General features: G+C 71.2%; 14 protein-coding genes, 2 tRNA genes and 3 pseudogenes. 10 read left to right on the top strand and 9 right to left on the bottom strand.

Going from position 1 to position 16,739, the window contains the following annotated elements; all coding sequences use genetic code 11:
- The 5 genes from ACQP1P_RS45725 to ACQP1P_RS45705 all read right to left on the bottom strand — a co-directional run bounded on the left by ACQP1P_RS45725 (position 1) and on the right by ACQP1P_RS45705 (position 3,305).
- Positions 1-165 carry a hypothetical protein gene (locus ACQP1P_RS45725; protein ID WP_433081313.1) on the bottom strand — a complete coding sequence of 55 codons (165 nt, stop codon included), beginning with the start codon at positions 163-165 and terminating at the stop codon, positions 1-3.
- Between the two features lie 18 nt (positions 166-183).
- A complete protein-coding gene (locus ACQP1P_RS45720; protein ID WP_433081311.1) occupies positions 184-357 on the bottom strand; it encodes a hypothetical protein in 174 nt (57 codons plus the stop codon).
- Between the two features lie 442 nt (positions 358-799).
- Positions 800-1,723 carry an anti-sigma factor RsbA family regulatory protein gene (locus ACQP1P_RS45715; protein ID WP_433081309.1) on the bottom strand — a complete coding sequence of 308 codons (924 nt, stop codon included), beginning with the start codon at positions 1,721-1,723 and terminating at the stop codon, positions 800-802.
- Entirely contained in the window at positions 1,720-2,592 is an 873-nt protein-coding gene (locus tag ACQP1P_RS45710) for an MEDS domain-containing protein (RefSeq protein ID WP_433081307.1), read from the bottom strand. Before ACQP1P_RS45710 ends, ACQP1P_RS45715 begins: the two co-directional genes overlap by 4 nt.
- Positions 2,593-2,633: 41 nt before the next feature.
- Positions 2,634-3,305, bottom strand: a complete 672-nt coding sequence (locus ACQP1P_RS45705; protein WP_433081305.1) for a hypothetical protein — start codon at positions 3,303-3,305, stop codon at positions 2,634-2,636.
- A gap of 464 nt (positions 3,306-3,769) precedes the next feature.
- On the opposite strand from ACQP1P_RS45705, the pseudogene ACQP1P_RS45700 reads away from it, so the two are divergent.
- Together ACQP1P_RS45700 and ACQP1P_RS45695 are read left to right on the top strand one after the other, a co-directional pair.
- Positions 3,770-4,723 (top strand): annotated as a pseudogene (locus tag ACQP1P_RS45700) (helix-turn-helix domain-containing protein); the annotation flags it as partial.
- 360 nt (positions 4,724-5,083) lie between these two features.
- The gene (locus tag ACQP1P_RS45695; protein WP_433081303.1) at positions 5,084-5,803 is read left to right on the top strand and encodes an HAD family hydrolase; all 720 of its coding nucleotides are present in this window, start codon (positions 5,084-5,086) and stop codon (positions 5,801-5,803) included.
- A gap of 28 nt (positions 5,804-5,831) precedes the next feature.
- Here the strand turns inward: ACQP1P_RS45695 and ACQP1P_RS45690 are convergent, their stop codons facing one another.
- Both ACQP1P_RS45690 and ACQP1P_RS45685 read right to left on the bottom strand, forming a co-directional pair.
- A complete protein-coding gene (locus ACQP1P_RS45690) occupies positions 5,832-6,485 on the bottom strand; it encodes a peptide deformylase (RefSeq protein ID WP_433081301.1) in 654 nt (217 codons plus the stop codon).
- Between the two features lie 257 nt (positions 6,486-6,742).
- The gene (locus tag ACQP1P_RS45685; RefSeq protein ID WP_433081299.1) at positions 6,743-7,252 is read right to left on the bottom strand and encodes a pyridoxamine 5'-phosphate oxidase family protein; all 510 of its coding nucleotides are present in this window, start codon (positions 7,250-7,252) and stop codon (positions 6,743-6,745) included.
- A 204-nt stretch (positions 7,253-7,456) separates the two neighbouring features.
- Here ACQP1P_RS45685 and ACQP1P_RS45680 point away from each other — a divergent pair, with 204 nt between their 5' ends.
- From ACQP1P_RS45680 to ACQP1P_RS45670, 3 genes are all read left to right on the top strand, one after another.
- Entirely contained in the window at positions 7,457-8,569 is a 1,113-nt protein-coding gene (locus ACQP1P_RS45680) for a globin domain-containing protein (protein ID WP_433081297.1), read from the top strand.
- Positions 8,570-8,633: 64 nt separating this feature from the next.
- The gene (locus tag ACQP1P_RS45675) at positions 8,634-9,395 is read left to right on the top strand and encodes a CPBP family intramembrane glutamic endopeptidase (protein ID WP_433081295.1); all 762 of its coding nucleotides are present in this window, start codon (positions 8,634-8,636) and stop codon (positions 9,393-9,395) included.
- A gap of 28 nt (positions 9,396-9,423) precedes the next feature.
- Entirely contained in the window at positions 9,424-12,321 is a 2,898-nt protein-coding gene (locus ACQP1P_RS45670) for a S8 family serine peptidase (RefSeq protein WP_433081293.1), read from the top strand.
- Between the two features lie 10 nt (positions 12,322-12,331).
- Here ACQP1P_RS45670 and ACQP1P_RS45665 read toward each other — a convergent pair whose 3' ends face one another.
- A complete protein-coding gene (locus ACQP1P_RS45665; RefSeq protein WP_433081291.1) occupies positions 12,332-13,498 on the bottom strand; it encodes a mannosyltransferase family protein in 1,167 nt (388 codons plus the stop codon).
- A gap of 376 nt (positions 13,499-13,874) precedes the next feature.
- Positions 13,875-15,008 carry an EcsC family protein gene (locus ACQP1P_RS45660; protein ID WP_433081289.1) on the bottom strand — a complete coding sequence of 378 codons (1,134 nt, stop codon included), beginning with the start codon at positions 15,006-15,008 and terminating at the stop codon, positions 13,875-13,877.
- A 122-nt stretch (positions 15,009-15,130) separates the two neighbouring features.
- Here ACQP1P_RS45660 and ACQP1P_RS45655 point away from each other — a divergent pair.
- From ACQP1P_RS45655 to ACQP1P_RS45635, 5 genes and pseudogenes are all read left to right on the top strand, one after another.
- Positions 15,131-15,221: transfer RNA gene (locus ACQP1P_RS45655), tRNA-Ser, on the top strand.
- Between the two features lie 45 nt (positions 15,222-15,266).
- Positions 15,267-15,339, top strand: a tRNA-Arg gene (locus tag ACQP1P_RS45650).
- 381 nt (positions 15,340-15,720) lie between these two features.
- Positions 15,721-15,918 (top strand): annotated as a pseudogene (locus ACQP1P_RS45645) (cold-shock protein); the annotation flags it as partial.
- Between the two features lie 36 nt (positions 15,919-15,954).
- A pseudogene (locus ACQP1P_RS45640) lies at positions 15,955-16,146 on the top strand (cold-shock protein); the annotation flags it as partial.
- The gene (locus tag ACQP1P_RS45635; RefSeq protein ID WP_433090410.1) at positions 16,135-16,701 is read left to right on the top strand and encodes a cold-shock protein; all 567 of its coding nucleotides are present in this window, start codon (positions 16,135-16,137) and stop codon (positions 16,699-16,701) included. The pseudogene ACQP1P_RS45640 and the gene ACQP1P_RS45635, both read left to right, overlap by 12 nt.
- Positions 16,702-16,739 lie beyond the last annotated feature (38 nt).

The following is a 16,739-nucleotide window of genomic DNA, read 5'->3' as shown; positions in this document are numbered from 1 at the left end:
TCAGGCATCTTCGGCGGAGTCGCCGTCGCCGTCGGTGGCCGGCTCGGCGTCAACGCGGTCCCGCAGGTCGAGGTCGTTGCGCGTGTTGCGCAGGTCCACGGCGTGCCGCGGAATGTACTCGTCCTCGTCCGGGCGGCGCAGAACCTTCGTGTGGCGTCGCATCATCTGCTGGTATCCCCGTGGCTATCCGATGGTGGGTGTGGCGGCGCGGCAGGCGGCGTCGAGCTCCGGGCTCGCCGGTGCCGACTGCCGCGGGTGCGTCACCCGGAGCCAGCGCACCTTGCGCAGCATCCGGGTCGCCGGACCGGCGGCCCGGTGCCGTGCGACGTGGCCGATGCCGCTTCGTTGAATACTCACGCTACTGAGTGTGCGGGGACGGGCACTGGTTCGTTAGACCACGAACAGTCCGGAGACGGCGACCGTCCGGATTCCCCTGGAAGTAGGTGAGTACCCGCCGACGGGGGCTGAGTAAGTCGCGCGCCCGCGCTGAACGGCGCTGATGGCCCTCGATGCGGCCCCTTCGCTCAGCGCGACGATCTCGATTACTCAAGCGCCGGCCGCGTCAATCCAATGGGGTACGCCGTACGCCCGCCGCAAGCGAGCAGGTCCGGTGATGGTGTCCGCGTCCGGGCCGGTGCCAAGGTGTGGGCAATGCCGAAATGGTCAGCCGAAAGGGGTTGGTGCGGATAGCGGTGTGCATCTCGTGGGCTGGGGGTGGCCCACGGGAGGAATGGACGGGCGGCGGTGTCCGCGCGGGGTACCGCCGCCCGTCCGTCCACCGGTGCGGTGCTTTTCGGTGTCAGGAGGCGCGGCGTATGTGCAGGCGAACCGTCGTTCCCGGGCCGCCGGTGCGCATTTCGAGCAGATCGCAGATCTGCCGCGCGATCCAGAGGCCGTGGCCCTGGCCGGCCTGCGGATCGGCGCGCAGAAATCCCAGGAAATTGTCCTGCGCCCGGCCCTGGTCGACGATTTCGCAGGTGACCCGGCGATCGGTCGCCCACAGGCGCACCTCGCCCCGGCCGGCGCCGTGGCGGACCGCGTTCGTGGCGACCTCGTTGACCGCGAGCGTGAAGTCGTCGAGGCGGTCGGCCGGCACGCCGAGGCGCACCGCGTGGTCGGCGATGAACTGCCGTACCGAGGCCATGTCCGTGAACTCGGGGAGCCATTCGACGTCCCGCTCGGGGCGCGGCAGCAGCGCGGTGTTGCGCTCGGCGTAATAGGAGGTCGGGTCGGCGAAGGTGGCACTGACCTCGCTCTGCTCGCCGATCGCGAGCGCCGGGTGGGTGCGCCGGGCGTCGTCGACGATCGCGGCCGGCAGGGTCCGGGTGTCGTACCCGCACATCAGCCACGCCCGCGCGTCGGCCAGGGCGACGTTCATGACCGACTCGTACCGGCCCCACTCCGACGTCTCGAGCGGGTCCAGCCCGGCCCAGATCGGCTCGCCGAGCACCCGCAGGATGCCCGTCGGCCCGGGCAGCGCGTCGATGCGCCGGTGGTGGGCGTCGAGCGTGCGGCCGGGGGAGTCGAACCAGCCCGAGGCCGGCAGGAAGGTGACCCGGCCCGCGTCGCCGCCGATCTGCTCGCGCAGCAGGGTCTCGTTCTCGTCCGAGGTGACCGCCAGCACCGTGTCTCCCCGGTGCAGGCCCTCGGTCACGAACGGCACCGCCGCCGCGAGGAAGACCGCGGCCGAGTCGAAGACGAGGGCCTGGTGGATGAGGTTCACAGGGACTCGTCCGCCTCTTGCAGTGTCCAGCGCGCGATGCGCAGGACCTTGCGCATCGAGCCGGGCATGTGGCGCACCAGCACCCGGCGCTCGGGCGCGACCGACTCGGCGAAGCGCACCAGCGCCCGGATCCCGGCCACGTCGATGAAGGTGAGCTCGGCGAGGTCGAGCACGAGCAGCGGCTCCCCGGTGGGCCAGTCCGCGGCGTGCGTGAGCGCCTCGGCGAGCGGCGCCGCGGTGGAGTCGTCGACGATGCCGGCGATGCGCAGCCCGCGCGGCGAGTAGGTGGGGATGATCCGCAGCCGCCGGTCGTCGTGCAGCGGGTCGATGCAGACCACGCCGTGGTGCGCGGACACGAGCCCGCTCAGGTCCGTGCGTTCGAAGAGCCGTTCGTCGTACTGACACACAGCCGCCAGATCGCCCGAGTCCACGACGGTTTCGGAGACGCCGGTCTCGTACTCGTGCAGCCGCGTGGCGCCCGGCATCCCGCGCAGCGTCCAGCTCATCTCGCCGGTGAGCCGCAGCCCCTGGAAGCCCGCCGCGCGCGCGTCGCGCACCGCGTGCCGGATGCCCCCGACGACTTCGGCCGGGTCGAAGCCGTCGCGCCCGTCGGTGGCGCGGACCTCGAGCTGGCCGCGGGCGATCGCGAGCGCGCCGTCCACGCCGCGGGGGCCGAGCCAGTCGTCGAGCGCCTCGGGGTGGGTGCGGTCGGAGAAGTACAGCACACGCTCACCCCGCCGCAGGCCGTCGGCGATGAACACGGAGACCACCTCGCGCTGCTCGGCATCGCTGGCGAAGGGCAGGCACAGGTGATCGCCGGGTCGGACCCGCCCGGCGTGCGTGGTGATCGGCTCGCTGATGTGTTTCAACCTACGTGATCTACCCACCTGGCGTGGTCCGCGAAACCCCGTCAGCGGATGCAGCAGGTGGTGCAGACCTTCGGGGTGGGCAGGGTGAAGGCGAGGCAGCAGGTCCTGCGCTGGATGTCGAGCCCGCCGCCGGCCCGGGGCGTCAGCTCCACCAGGTCGTCGGCGTCCAGCACCCCGAGGATTCGGTGCGCGATCTCCAGCGTCGGCCCCGGCAGCGAGTCGGCGGCCCGGGACAGCCCGTAGGCCACGCCCGACGCGACCGAGCCCCACAGCGTCCGCCGCCCGATCCGGGCCCGCTTGCGGAACTCCTCCAGCAGCGGCTCGAGGTGCGCGTCGACCAGCGAGCGCCGCAGCACCCCCAGCAGCTCGTCCTCGTCCTCGACGATGAGCAGCCCGGGCGTGTCGGTGGCCACGATCGGGTCGGTGGCCAGGACCGCCGTCACCGGGGAGCGCAGGGCGAGGGTCAGAAAGGGCCGGGGTTCGCTGTAGCGCACCAGCACGTGGTCCGGCGTCATGAGCGGGACCCGGCGCGAGGCGGCGAAGCCGAGCACGGCGGGCAGCGCGCACCAGTAGGCGTAGCACTTCCACGCCAGCGCGGCGGCCGCGTGCGGCTGGGCGCTCCACCGACGGGCCGCGGTGTCGAGCAGGTCGCTCACGTCGATCTCGGCCGCGGGGCGCCACTGCGGGCCCCGGGCGCCGACGAGATCGGGCACCAGCCCCTGGAGTGAATCTTCACCGTGCCGATTCCGCAGTGCGGCGAGCGTTGCGACGACCGGCCGGAGGGGTTCGACCCCCTCGCGACTGATGAGCGCGGTCACGTTGGGTCGCCGAACTCGGCCGGGGGCACGGCTCGCGAGCACCGCGGCGCGGCGTCCGTCATGTGCGTGCGGATGGTGCTCACCACCGTCTCGTACCCCCAGAAGTGCCTGCCAAGCGCCCACGATACAGCTATTAGGTAAGGCTAACCAGCCTCACCCTGTCGCGTTGTGGCAACCGGCCTGTCGTAACGTTGCGTTACCGGTCCGGCGGCGGGTGGTGACGAAATTGCGTTGATCAAGACCGATCCGGCGGTGGTGTCAACCATTTTGTCAGGAATCTGTCCGGCTGGCCTGGTCGACAGCCGGACTCGTGGACACTAATCGGACAGGGGCCGTCTCCCTGTAGGGCTGGACCGGACATGACCACGAGCGACCCTTCTCCCGTGCAGCGGGCGGCGGAGGCGTTCGTCGCAGAGTTCGCGCGGTGGCGCGTCGAGCGCGGCATGTCCAAGAAGCAGCTCGCCGCGGCCATGGGCTTCGACGCCTCCTACGTCAGCCACGTGGAGGCCGGCCGGCACCGCCCCACCGAGGACTTCGCCCGGCGCGCCGAGGCGATCCTGCAGAGCGGTGGCTCGGTCTGGCAGCGGTACAAGGAGTACGACGAACTGCGGGCGACCGCGCGCAGCCGCGTGGGCGTGCCCGGGCGCGACCCGCCGGTGCCGGACCAGTGGCTGCCGCCGGGCACCGGACTCGTGGTCGAGCGCGAGACGGCGCGGCTGTCGTACGTCGACGGGAAGTACCGCTGCACGGTCCGCCGCGCGTTGTACAACGCCGGCACGGAGCCGATCACGCGGTACCTCGTGCGGATCTCGGTCGACCGCTACCCGGACGACCCGGCCCGCTCCAACCGCCACCACCACGATCACCCGCTCTCCCTCGACGAGCTCTCGCTGGTCGCCTCGTGCGCCGGGGAGCCCATGGAGTGGCGGGCCAAGACCGACCGCGACACCCTCAAGGAGCTGTGGCTGCTCTTCGAGAACGCGCAGGGGCGTTTCCCGCTGTACCCCGGGCAGCGCACCACCATCGCGTACTCGTGGCACATCGGCATCGACAAGTGGGGCAACTGGTTCGAGCGGGCCATCCGCCTGCCCACCCGCCACCTCACGGTCGAGGTCGAGTTCCCGGCCCGCATGCGGCCGGTGGTGTGGGGCGTGCAGACGTCGCTGTCGGCCGAGGAGGTGCCGCTGCGCACGCCGATCACGCAGGAGCTCTCGGAGGACGGGCGCGCGGTCTTCTCCTGGCACACGGAGGCGGCCACGCTGCACGACTACTACCGGCTGGAGTGGCGCTTCCGGGGCAGCCGGCCCGAGGGCGCCGTGGAGGACGTCGACGACTGGCCGGACCCGCCGTTCGTCCCGCCGTCCGCGCACCAGCTCTCCGCCTGAGCCGGCGCGGGTGGCGGTACGCCCGATCGGCCGGCGCCTTCGGGGTCCGCCTCTCCGACAGGCAGAGTGTCTCCTGGAACGTCTACGACGATGCCGGCACGGTCGTCTGCCAGGGCTGCAGCCAGCGCTCCTGCCACGTCGGCGCGGCCGGCGACTACAGCGTCATCACCGCCGGCGGCCGCCCGCGAAACGCAGCGCGGAGGGGATGGCTACGGTGTGTACACCATTGGCGTGAAAAAGGTGTACTCCGCGTGAGACTCAGTCAAGGGCGTCGCTACGATGGCGCGCGTGGCGGAAGCGGTCTTATTCGACCTCGACGGCACGCTCATCGACAGCGAGCCCATCTGGGCCTCCGCGAACACCGCCCTGGTGCGCTCCCGCCGCGCCGAGGTGACCGATGAGCTGCTGCGCGGCCTGAGCGGGCTCGATGCGACGGTGGCGATGCGGCGCATCCATGGGCACTACGGCTGGATCGGCCTCGACGTGCACGCCGACGTGGCGTTCGTGCAGCGGAGGGTCCACGAGGCGTACGCCCGGGGCGTGCACTGGCTGCCCGGCGCCCGCGCGCTGCTCGCCTCCGTGCGCGCCGCGGGGCTGCGGGTGGCGCTGGTGACGTCGACCTATCGGGAGCTCGTGCGGTACGTGCTGCGCGAGGCCGGCCCGGGCGCCTTCGACGCGGTCGTCTGCGGCGACGACGGGCACCGGCCCAAGCCCGACCCGGCGCCCTACCTCGCCGCGATGGACGCCCTCGGGGTCGCCGCGGCGGACTGCGTCGCCGTGGAGGACTCGGCCGTCGGCGTCGCGAGCGCGCACGTGGCCGGCTGCGCGGTGCTCAACGTGGCGCCGATGATGCGCTCCGACCTCGCCCACACCTGGGCGCCGTCGCTCGGGTGCGTCGGGGTGGCGGAGCTGCGGGCCGCGCTGGGCGCCCGGGCCGCGCTGACCGGGCCCTTCCCGCTGCGCGTCGCGCCCAACCCGATCGCGCCCAGCCCGGCGATCGCGCGCTGACCGGCGAGCGCCGGGCGTCACCGGGCGGTCAGGCCATCGAGACGGTCAGCGCGCCCGGCTCCACGTGGTCCACGTTCAGGATGCCGTCCAGGTGGTCGACCTCGTGCAGGACGTCGCGGGCCAGGCGGCCCCGGTCGAAGGTGGCGATCGCCTCGTCGCCCGCGATGGTCCGGTAGCTGATCACCGCGGTCCGCGGGCGGCGCAGGGTGCAGCGGAAGTCGAAGAAGCTCAGGCAGCCCTCCGTTGCCTCCTCCCAGTCCGCGCGGGTGTCCGGGCCGACCTCGAGGACCTGGGGGTTGATCAGCACCAGCTGCGGGGCGCCCGCGGCGCGGAAGATCGCGATCGAGCGCGGCTCGCCGATCTGCGGGGCGGCCAGGCCCATCGCGCCCGTGCTGAAGTCGTGCACCCGCATGACCGCGTCGGCGGTCGCGGTCAGCCGGTCGAGGATGCGCAGCACCTCGTCGCGCTCGCGGGGCAGGTCGAAGGGGCGGGTCTTGGCCGTGAGCATCGGGTCGCCCAACTGCACGATGCCGAGCGACGCCATCACCTCGCTCGGCCGCCGGGTGTCGGGGGCGAGGGCGTCGTTGGGCCGGAGGCCACCGCTCGGGCCGGATGCGCTGCCGGGTCGGCGGGGCGCGGGGGCCGGGGCGGTCTTGCGGTCGTCTGCCACGTCGCTGGTCATCGCTGCTCCTTCAAGGGGCGGTTACTGCAATCGCCACGTGAATGGGCGCGAGCCAGATGCGCAAAACGCCGCGGCCTGGCGGGGCCGCGGCGCGAAGAATCGTACGGGTGCGAGTGCGAAATGCGACGGCCCGGCTCAGCGCCATCCACCCAGTGTGAGCGGCGGTGAGCCGGGTGTGAACCCCTTTAGGTCTCGTTGAACGTGAATGAATGCGTGCGATTCTTATGCGCTTAGGTAACGTTTAGTGGCGACGGTGCTCAGTGGAGTTCGCCGGCCGCCGACAGGAACGCCTCCGCTACGTAAACGGTGATCCAGTGGGTCGGCCGGCGATCGGCGACCAGGTCGAGAGAGGGGTCGAGGTTCAGCGAGCGGTACGCCCGCCGCATCGCGTCGTCGTCCAGGACCTTCGCCAGGCCGGTGACGTGCAGCCCGATCGCGCCGCGGGCGAAGTCGACGAACAACAGGCTGATGCGCGGATCGCGCTGAATGTCGGCGACCGTCGTGGAAAGGGTCGCGTCGTCGAACTCGGGCCACGCGAGACGATTCACGCTCAGTATCCGAACGAAGCCCGCACCGCCGGTGACGAACGTGCAGTCGTGGCCGTCGTCCGGATCACCGGTGGCGACGAACATCATCTCCTGGCGGCGGACGAAGGTCTGCATCCGCTCGTCCAGGGCGGTGAGCACCTCGTGGTCTGCACCTGTACGGGTCGATGCTGCGGGCACGGGACACCTCCGGTTGCGAACGCCTTGCAGCCACGGTGGCACCGGCGCGCGGAATCAGCCGGACAGCCGGTGCGACCCCGCCGTTCGGTGGATGCGACGCGGCCTGTCCAGTGCCCGGTATCGGCGCGTCGCGGGGAAATCCGGTCCCGAGCACGTCTCGTCGCACAGTCAGTGCGATGCGTGGTCTTCGCAGGTAGTGACGCTGATTCACACCACGGCACCGTCGTTTGACCGCGAAGGGCACCGATGAGCAATCTGTCGCGATTACTGAAGGAGAGTTGGACACTCGTCGAGGAGCAGCAGGACAAGCTCGCGAGCTACTTCTACGCGCGCATGTTCCTCAACAACCCGCAGCTGCGGGACCTGTTCCCCGTGCACATGGATGTCCAGCGCTCCCGGCTGCTGGGTGCCATCGTCTCGGCCATCCAGACCGTCGACGACCCGGATCACTTCGAGGAGTACCTTCGGTCGCTCGGCCGGGACCACCGGAAGTTTCACGTGCAACCGGAGCACTACGAGATCGTCGGCGGGGCGCTGATCGAGGCCCTGCGCACCTACGCCGGCGATCAGTGGAGCATCGAGTTCGAGCAGGCCTGGCGGGACGCCTACGCGAAGATCGCGGAGGTCATGATCGCCGGGGCCGAGGCCGACTCCGGCAACCCGCCCTACTGGCACGCCGAGGTGCTCCACCACGAGCGCCGCAGCCGCGACATCGCGGTGCTGACCTGCCGGCCGATGCAGCCGATGGAGTACCGCGCCGGGCAGTACGTCAGCGTCGAGACCAAGTACCAGCCGCGGCTGTGGCGCGTGTACTCGGTCGCGAACGCGCCCCGCAAGGACAACTCGCTCGACTTCCACGTCCGCGCGGTGGGGGCCGGCTGGGTGTCGTCCGCCCTGGTCCGGCGGGTGCGGCCCGGCGACATGATCCGCCTGGGCGCCCCGATGGGCCAGATGACGCTGGACCGCCGCTCCACCCGCGACATCGTGTGCGTCGCCGGGGGCACCGGGCTCGCCCCGGTCAAGGCGCTCATCGAGGAGATGACCCGCGCCAACCGGACCCGCTGGGTGCATGTGTTCTTCGGCGCCCGGGACCGCGAGGATCTCTACGACCTGGCCTGCCTCAACCGGCTCGCGGCCCGCTACCCGTGGCTGTCGGTGGTGGCGGCGACCAGCGAGGACCCCGACTTCCCGGGCGAGCACGGCAACGTGTCCGACATCGTCGCGCGCTACGGGCCGTGGCAGGACCACGACTTCTTCGTCTCCGGCTCGCCGACCATGGTGCGGGCCACACTGCGAACTCTCGCCGAGATGCAGGTCCCGGCGATGCGGATCAAGTACGACGCCTTCGGTGATGTCTGAGCGCCGGCGGGCGGCCGATAGTGCGGTGACCGCCCGCCGGCGTTGAGACCAGTACAGTTGCGCCGTGATCGAGAGTGATCGGCGGGAACAGTGGGGCGTCCGGTCCGAGATCCTGCTCGTGCTCGGCGTCTCACTGGGCAGTTCGGCGATCTACGCGATTCTCAACATCATCAACCGGCTGACCTACGTCAAGCCCTTGTCGGAGCAGACCGCGACCCTGAACCCGACGGTGGTCGCGGATCGGCCCTGGCTCGACCTGCTCTATCAGCTCGCCGGCATTCTGCTCGGCGTCGTGCCGGCCCTGCTCGCCGTGCACCTGCTGCGGCGGGCGCACGACCCGCTGGAGGTCGGCCTGGACGCGAGCCGGCCCGGCGGCGACGCGCTGCTGGGGGCCGGTCTGGCCGCGCTCATCGGGCTGCCCGGCCTGGGGCTGGTGTGGGCGGCCCGGCAGCTCGGCGTCAGCGCCCAGATCGTGCCCGAGGCGCTCGGCGAACACTGGTGGTCGGTGCCGGTGCTGATCCTCTCGGCCGTCGAGAACGGGGTGCTCGAGGAGGTCGTGATGATCGCGTACCTCCTCACGCGCCTGCGCGACCTGCGGCTGGGCTGGTGGACGGCGATCCTCCTCAGCGCCGTGATCCGCGGCTCCTACCACCTCTACCAGGGCTTCGGCGGGTTCGTCGGCAACCTGGTGATGGGGCTGGTGTTCGGGTACTTCTTCCGCCGCACCCAGCGCGTGATGCCGCTGATCGTGGCCCACTCGATCCTCGACATCGTGTCGTTCGTCGGGTACGCGCTGCTCAAGGATCATCTCGGTTTCCTGAGTTAGGGCAAATTCGGACAATTAGTCTGGCTGCGTGGGCCGAATCCTTCTCGTCATCACCCTGGTGCTGACCACCGCGTTCGCCTTGCCCTCGACGGCCGGGTCTGCCAGCTCCGCCAAGGCGGGGACGACGCTCTACATCGTGCAGCTGGCCGGGGACCCGGCCCTGCGTACCGAGAGCGCCCGCGCCGCCGTGCGCGCGAACCGGGAGTCGGTGCTGCGCCGGGCCGGCATCGCCACCACGGTCGTGGACTACGAGACCGTCTTCAACGGCTTCGCCGCGGCCCTCACGCCCCAGCAGCGCGAGCGGGTCCGGCGCACCCCCGGCGTGCTGCGGCTGTGGAAGAACGAGCGGCGCACCACGCAGACCATCTCCACGCCCGCGTTCCTCGGGCTGGACGGCCCGGCCGGCGTGTGGGCGAAGGAGTTCGGCGACCCCGCGCACGCCGGCGAGGGCATGATCATCGCGGACATCGACACCGGGTTCTGGCCCGAGAACCCCAGCCTCGCCGCGCTGCCCGAGCCGCGCCCCGACCAGGCCGTCATCGACGGCAAGTGGAAGGGTGCGTGCGTCGAGGGCACGGGCACGGCGCAGCAGAAGGTCACCTGCAACAACAAGGTGATCGGCGCCCGCTTCTACGACAGCAGCGGTTTCGGCGACTGGAGCGGCGAGTTCCGTTCCCCACGCGATTACGACGGCCACGGTACCCACACCGCCACCACGGCCGCCGGAGACAACGGCGTGCCGGCGACCATCAATGGCAAGCCGGTCGGGAGCGTCTCGGGCATGGCCCCGGCCGCCCGGATCGCGGTCTACAAGGCGCTCTGGCGGCAGGAGGACGGCGAGGGCTCGGGCGGCACCGTCGACCTGCTGGCCGCCATCGACGACGCGGTCGCGGACGGCGCCGACGTCATCAACTACTCGGTCTCCGGCTCCAGCAGCCTGGTCGTCGACCCGGTCAGTCTCGCCTTCTACAACGCGGCCGCGGCTGGGGTGTTCGTCGCCGCGGCGGCCGGGAACGACGGCCCGGACGCGTCCACCGTCGCCCACAACGCGCCCTGGGTCACCACGGTCGCCGCGAGTTCGCACGACCGCGGCTCGGACAAGAGCGTGACGCTCGGCAACGGCAAGACGTACCAGGGCGTGGGGCAGGGCGACGCGGTGCCGGACGCGCCGCTGGTCGACTCGGTGCAGGCCGGGCTGGCGAGCGCCGCGGCGGACAAGGTCGAGCTGTGCTACCCCGGCGCCCTCGACCCCGCGAAGGTCAAGGGGAAGATCGTGCTGTGCAAGCGGGGCGTGAACCCGCGCACCGACAAGAGCGTCGCCGTGCGCGACGCCGGCGGGGTCGGGATGGTGCTCTACAACCCCACCGAGAACTCCCTCAACGCCGACTACCACGTCATCCCGACCGTGCACGTGGACGACAAGGCCGGGGCGGCGATCAAGCAGTACGCCGGCGGAACCAACCCTCACGCGGCGCTCTCCGCGACCACCGTCACCGTCGCCCGCGCGCCGGCCATGGCCGCGTTCTCCTCGGCGGGCCCGGCCGACGCCGGCGACGGGGACCTCATCAAGCCCGACCTCGCCGCGCCGGGGGTCGACATCGTCGCCGGCGTCTCGCCGGCCGGGCACCACGGGAACCTCTTCGACGGCGAGAGCGGCACCTCGATGTCGAGCCCGCACATCGCCGGCATCGCCGCGCTGCTGCGCGCCCGGCACCCGCGGTGGACGCCCGCCGAGCTCAAGTCCGCGCTGATGACGACGGCCGGGAACCTCGACAACACGGGCGCCTCGATCCAGCGGGGCGACCGGGTGGCCAACCCGTTCGACGACGGCTCGGGCCAGGTCCGTCCGGCCCGCGCGTTCGACCCCGGCCTCGTCTACGACTCCGGGGCGCAGGACTGGGCGCGGTACGCCTGCGGGATCGGCCAGATGCAGATCGCGAGCGACTGGTGCCCGGCGGTGGGCACCATCGACCCGAGCGACCTCAACTATCCGTCGATCGCGATCGGCTCGCTGCCCGGCACCCAGACCGTCACGCGCACCGTCACCAACGTGACGGACCTGCCCAGCGTGTACGTCGCCGCGGTGACGCCCCCGCCCGGCACGACGGTCGAGGTGAGCCCGTCGACCCTGACCGTGCCCGCCGACGGCACCGCGACGTTCACGGTCAGGGTGACGCGGACCGACGCGGCGTACCGCGAGTACACCTTCGGGTCGCTGACCTGGACGGACCTGCGTGGACACGCGGTGCGCAGCCCGATCGCGGTGCGGCCCGTCGCCCTGACCGGCCCGGGCGAGATCACCGGCACCGGCGCCTCCGGCCACGCGACCATCGACCTGACGGCGGGCTTCGGTGGCACGGTCACCGCGCACCCCTACGGCCTCGCGGTGTCGAACGAGCACGCCCAGAAGCTGGTCGGCAGCACCGCCGCGTTCTTCCCCTCGTCGCCGGGCCTGTCCCCGGCCGTCTTCAGTTTCGAGTTCACGCTGCCGCCGGCGGTCAAGCTCGCCCGGCTCGCGACCTACGATGCCGACGTGGCGCCCGGCACCGACCTCGACCTGTACGTCTACCAGAACGACAAGCTCGTCGGGCGCAGCGACGGCACCACCTCCGACGAGGAGGTGCCGCTGACCGGGGGTTCCGGGGTCTATCAGGTGTACGTCGTGCAGTTCGCGCTGCCCCCGACGCTGACCGAGCAGGTGGCGAAGGCGCACCTGTTCGTCGTCGGGGCCCCGGTCACCGGCAACCTCACCGTGTCGCCGAAGACCCGTCCGGTGGCGCCCGGCGACACCCTGCACTACGACGTGAACTGGCAGGGGCTGGCGCCCGACAAGCGGTACCTCGGGATGATCGAGTTCGGGGACGGGACGGCGGCGCGGGCCTGGACCACCGTGGCGATCGGCCCGCAGCCTCCGACGATCCCGTGAGCCCCGCGGGCTACGCGACGAACTGGATCTTCAGCAGCATCTGGGCCAGGAACAGGGCCTGGGCCATGAGCGCCATGAACAGGTAGAAGCGCTCGAAGGTCCGGCTCCGGCCCAGCATGCCCAGGATGATGAAGGCGGGGAACCACTCCATCGCGATGCGCGGCGCCGACATCAGGTAGTTGGGCCAGCCGGCCTCGGTGCACAGGTAGACCAGGATCGGCACGGCCGCGTAGACCAGCAGGTAGTTCTGGTCGGGGCGGAACCCGAACCGGCTCTTGCGGCGCAGGGCGAGCAGCAGCAGCGCGATGGCGCCGACCACCGAGATGAGGTTGACCAGCCCGAGCAGGCGCCAGTCCTGCAGATACGGCTTGTCGTTGAGCAGCTTGATGGTCTTCCAGACCGGCTCGCCGGGCCAGCCGTACTTGCGGTGCCAGCCGTCCTGGGCGTGGCTGAACGCCAGCCAGTCCCCGGTGATGCTGTGCAGGAAGATCGAGAAGGCGACGACGCCGGAGGGGATGCCCAGGAACCCGAGCGCGTCCCAGCGGATCTTGCGGAAGCTCCAGCCGCGCTGCCGCATGTACTCGTAGGCGATCGGTGCGGCCAGGAGCAGGCCGAACAGGCGCGTCGAGCCGGCGAGCGCGGCCGCGACGTTGGCGACCCAGAAGTGGCCCTTGCGCGCGGCGTAGAGAGCGATGAGCACCAGCGCGATGTACAGCGACTCGTTGTAGGCCGCGAAGAGGAAGAACCCCGCGGGGAACGCGGCCAGGTAGAACGTCGTCCGGCTGGCGATCTTGTCGCCGAACTCCTCGTCCACGAGCCGGTGCAGCATCACCAGCGTGACCAGGGCGAAGAAGATGCTGATGGCCAGCGCCGCGGGCAGGGCGCCGCCCGGGAAGACCGGGTTGAGGCCCTTGATCAGGGCGGGGTAGAGCGGATAGAACGCCGGGGCGAACTTGTAGAAGAGGTACCCGTCATCGGCGATGCGTACGTAGAAGATGGTGTCGAAGCGGTACCAGGACCCGATGAGGTCGCTGACCCCCGGCGTCTGCCAGGGCGTCAGCCGGTAGGCGTAGATGTTGACCATCAGGTAGGCGGCCCCGGCGGCCAGCCACACCACGCCCGCGACCCTCAGCGAGGCGAGCCACGGCACCATCCACGGGCGAACCTTCGAACGCATCCATGTCCGCCATTTGGGGGCGGCGGCCGGAGCGTCCACGACTTCGAGTTCGGTCGATGCTCTGAGGGGAGTTTCGTCGATGGTCCTCGCCGGTGAATCTCGCTCACCGTGCAATGCATCGATGTCGATATCGTTCACGTCGGCGGCGTCAGATTCGATAGCGCCAGAGGGGAGCGACACGGGGCATGACTATACATAAGCGCTGTTCACGTTGCTCGACTCCGGATCGGCCGCGATTGGTCCGCACAGTGACCAAGACGTTGCGGCTTCGTTTCGGGTTGCTGTCCACGGCAAATTCCGAATCCACGACGACGGCGCTCCTCACTCCCCGTACACCCAGTTCTACCCCGCTTCCGCCAGCCGGGGTTCAGGTGTTTCAGGGCCGGAAGCCGCGGTAGTAGCGCACCGCGCGAGCGGCCAGACGTTCGGTGCTGCGGGCCGCTGTGACGGATCCCACGACGAGCCCGGCGCCGGGCACGAGGCGCCGCGCGATCCGGGTCGCGGCGGCGCGCAGGAGGCCCGCCCCGACCATGCGCGCCAGCGGGCCGGCGAGGCGCTCGGCCGCGACGCGCCGGCTCGCCCGCCGGGAGACCGGCCGCTCGGCGGCCCGCACCGCGGCCTCGGCGGTCTCGACGGAGCCGTGCACCCGCTGCAGCACCAGCAGCTCGGCGGCGCGCCGACGGTCCTCGGGGTCGTGGCCGTAGGCGGCGGCCAGGTGCAGCACGAGCTTGGCCTGTAGCCAGGCGACGCCGGCCGCCTCGACGACCAGGCCGGTGGGGCCGACGAGACCGGCCGCGAAGCCCTGGCGACGGGCCCGGCGGACGAACTCGTGGGTGATGGCGCGCGAGAGGGCGTCGCCGTCGGCGTCGGGGTAGGTGAGCTGATACCAGGCGATACGGCGACGGGCGCCGGCCCCGAGCCGCTCGACGGCCGCGAGGGCGAGGCTCTCGGGGATGTAGGCGGGGTGGATTCCGTCCGTTTCGTGAATTTGTTCAGCAACTGAAACGGGTTGCGGCGGTTCGACGGGTCGCGACTCTTCGACCACGGGGCGTGGAGGCTCGATGATCGGCTCGGGCTCCGGGGCGGTCGCGGCCGTTTCCGTGGCCTTCGTCACAGCGGCCTTTTTGGCGGGCGCCTTCTTCGCGGCCGGTGCCTTCTTCGCGGCGGGGGCCTTCTTGGCCGCGGGGGCCTTCTTCGCGGGCGCCTTCTTGGCCGCCGCCTTCTTGGCCGGCTCGGTCTCCGGCTCGGTCTCCGGCTGGTTTTCCGGCGGCGTGACCTGCTTCGGTGGGACGGCCTGCTTCGGTGGGAGGGCCTGCTTCGGCGGGGTGGCTCGCAGTGGGGTCGACTCCACGGTCGGGGCCGGCGGCGCGAACGGCGTCGTGGCCGCGGGGGTACGCGGTCGCGGAGGCGCCTTGGGCGTGTCGTCGCCCGGCGTGTCGGCCGGGGGCGGCTCGAACCGCAGCGCCGTGTCACCGAGCTTCTTCGGCGGTACCTTCGAGTCCTCTCCCATCTGCAAGAGCGTAATGGCCAACCGCCCTGAGCACCCGTTCTGCGCTCAGGGCGTACCCGCTTTGCCCGGCTAGGATGGGGGGCTGTATCCTCGGACGGCAGTCCCCGGTAACGGGGGCGGCTGGAGGCTTCGCCTAGTTCGGTCTATGGCGCCGCACTGCTAATGCGGTTTGGGTCTTAAAGCCCATCCCGGGTTCGAATCCCGGAGCCTCCGCGCAAAACCTGGTGTGCGAGGGTGTGTATGCTAGGCGAGCAACAAGCGCCCGTAGCTCAACGGATAGAGCATCTGACTACGGATCAGAAGGTTAGGGGTTCGAGTCCCTTCGGGCGCGCAACATCAAGAGGCGGTTGACCTGCGGAAACGTAGATCAACCGCCTCTCTTCGTTTGTCCACTGTGGACCTGTTGTGTTCCGAAAGTGCTCGGCTGTTTCGGAACGGTCCAGACCGGTCCGTGCTGGTCGGCGCGGGTCTGTGCCGCCTGGTCCACCGTTCCGAAAAGGGATCCGACGGGTGACGGCCGGTGCGCGGCATCTGACCGGTTGCGGATTTCGAAGCTGTTGAAGATCCATCCGGGTGGGGCGGCGGACGAGGTTCGATCTTGGGGGCCGGGCCTGCGTGAGGCTGGGGGCCGGTGGCCGGTCCCGGTGGTCCCAGGCGCGACGCCGTGAGCGAGACTGAGAGCAATGCCGCTATTACGACCTGGAGCTTTCCTATGCCGCAGGGGATCGTCCGCTGGTTCGACGCCGAACGGGGGTTCGGCTTCCTCGCGCCTGAGGACGGCTCGCCAGATGTGTTCGTGCACGCCTCCGAGATCGTGGGTGAAGGCGGCCCGAAGGTGCTCCGCGAGGGCCAGGCCGTCGAGTTCGAGGCCGGCGAGAACGACCGCGGTCCCCAGGCGCTGCGCGTCCGCGTCACCGCTGAGCAGGCCGCCGGCGGCGCCGTGGGCCTGCTCGGCACGGTCAACTGGTACGAGCCGGCCAAGGGGTACGGGTTCGCCTCGCCGGACGGCGGCGGCGCCGACATCTTCGTGCACAGCTCGGCCATCGTGACCGGCGGTGTGGTCAGCGACGGGCAGCGGGTGGCCTTCGTCGTCGTCGAGGGCGAGCGCGGCCCGCAGGCCGCGCACGTGGTCCCGCTCGGTCCCGGGGCTGGCCTGTCCGTCGGGGCCGGCGGTGCCGACGGGGCGGACGGAACCGTCTCCTGGTACGACGAGGACAAGGGCTTCGGCTTTATCGCTCCCGACTCCGGCGGCGGGGACGTCTTCGTCCACGCCCGGTCCCTGGCCGAGGGCCTCACCTGGCTGGCCGAGGGCGATCGCGTGGCGTACGAGGTCGTCAGCGGCGACAAGGGCCCGCAGGCCCGCGATGTGCAGTTGGTCCGAGGGGTCGAGCCCGTACCGCCACCGCGACGGCCGGCGCCGGTCGGGCCGGCACCCGCCAGGAGGGAGCCGCCGTCACGGGGCGTGCCCGCACGCGCGGGCGAGGGCGTCGTCGCGCGTTACGACGGCGACCGCGGGTTTGGGTTCATCACCCCGGACGCCGGAGGTGACGACCTGTTCGTCCACGTGTCCGTGGTCGCGGGGTCGGAACCGCTGCAGCAGGGCGACCGGGTCCGGTACGCGGTGCGTCAGAGCGACCGGGGCCCGCAGGCCGACCGCGTAGAGCGCCTCCGAGGCGCTCCTACTCTCACTTGATGGTGCCCGGGGGTGCCTCGGCGGGCCGGTAGCATCCG

The organism is Dactylosporangium sp. CA-052675, assembly GCF_050947935.1.
Classification (GTDB): Bacteria; Actinomycetota; Actinomycetes; order Mycobacteriales; family Micromonosporaceae; genus Dactylosporangium.
Note: the sequence above shows the minus strand (reverse complement) of the source record. Positions and strands in the feature narration are given on the sequence as shown.

Coding starts and splice junctions, on each gene's coding strand:
- ACQP1P_RS45665 (WP_433081291.1), bottom strand. CDS start 13,498: ATGCGTTCGAAGGTTCGCCCGTGGATGGTGCCGTGGCTCGCCTCGCTG.
- ACQP1P_RS45690 (WP_433081301.1), bottom strand. CDS start 6,485: ATGACCAGCGACGTGGCAGACGACCGCAAGACCGCCCCGGCCCCCGCG.
- ACQP1P_RS45725 (WP_433081313.1), bottom strand. CDS start 165: ATGATGCGACGCCACACGAAGGTTCTGCGCCGCCCGGACGAGGACGAG.
- ACQP1P_RS45680 (WP_433081297.1), top strand. CDS start 7,457: ATGAGCAATCTGTCGCGATTACTGAAGGAGAGTTGGACACTCGTCGAG.
- ACQP1P_RS45660 (WP_433081289.1), bottom strand. CDS start 15,008: ATGGGAGAGGACTCGAAGGTACCGCCGAAGAAGCTCGGTGACACGGCG.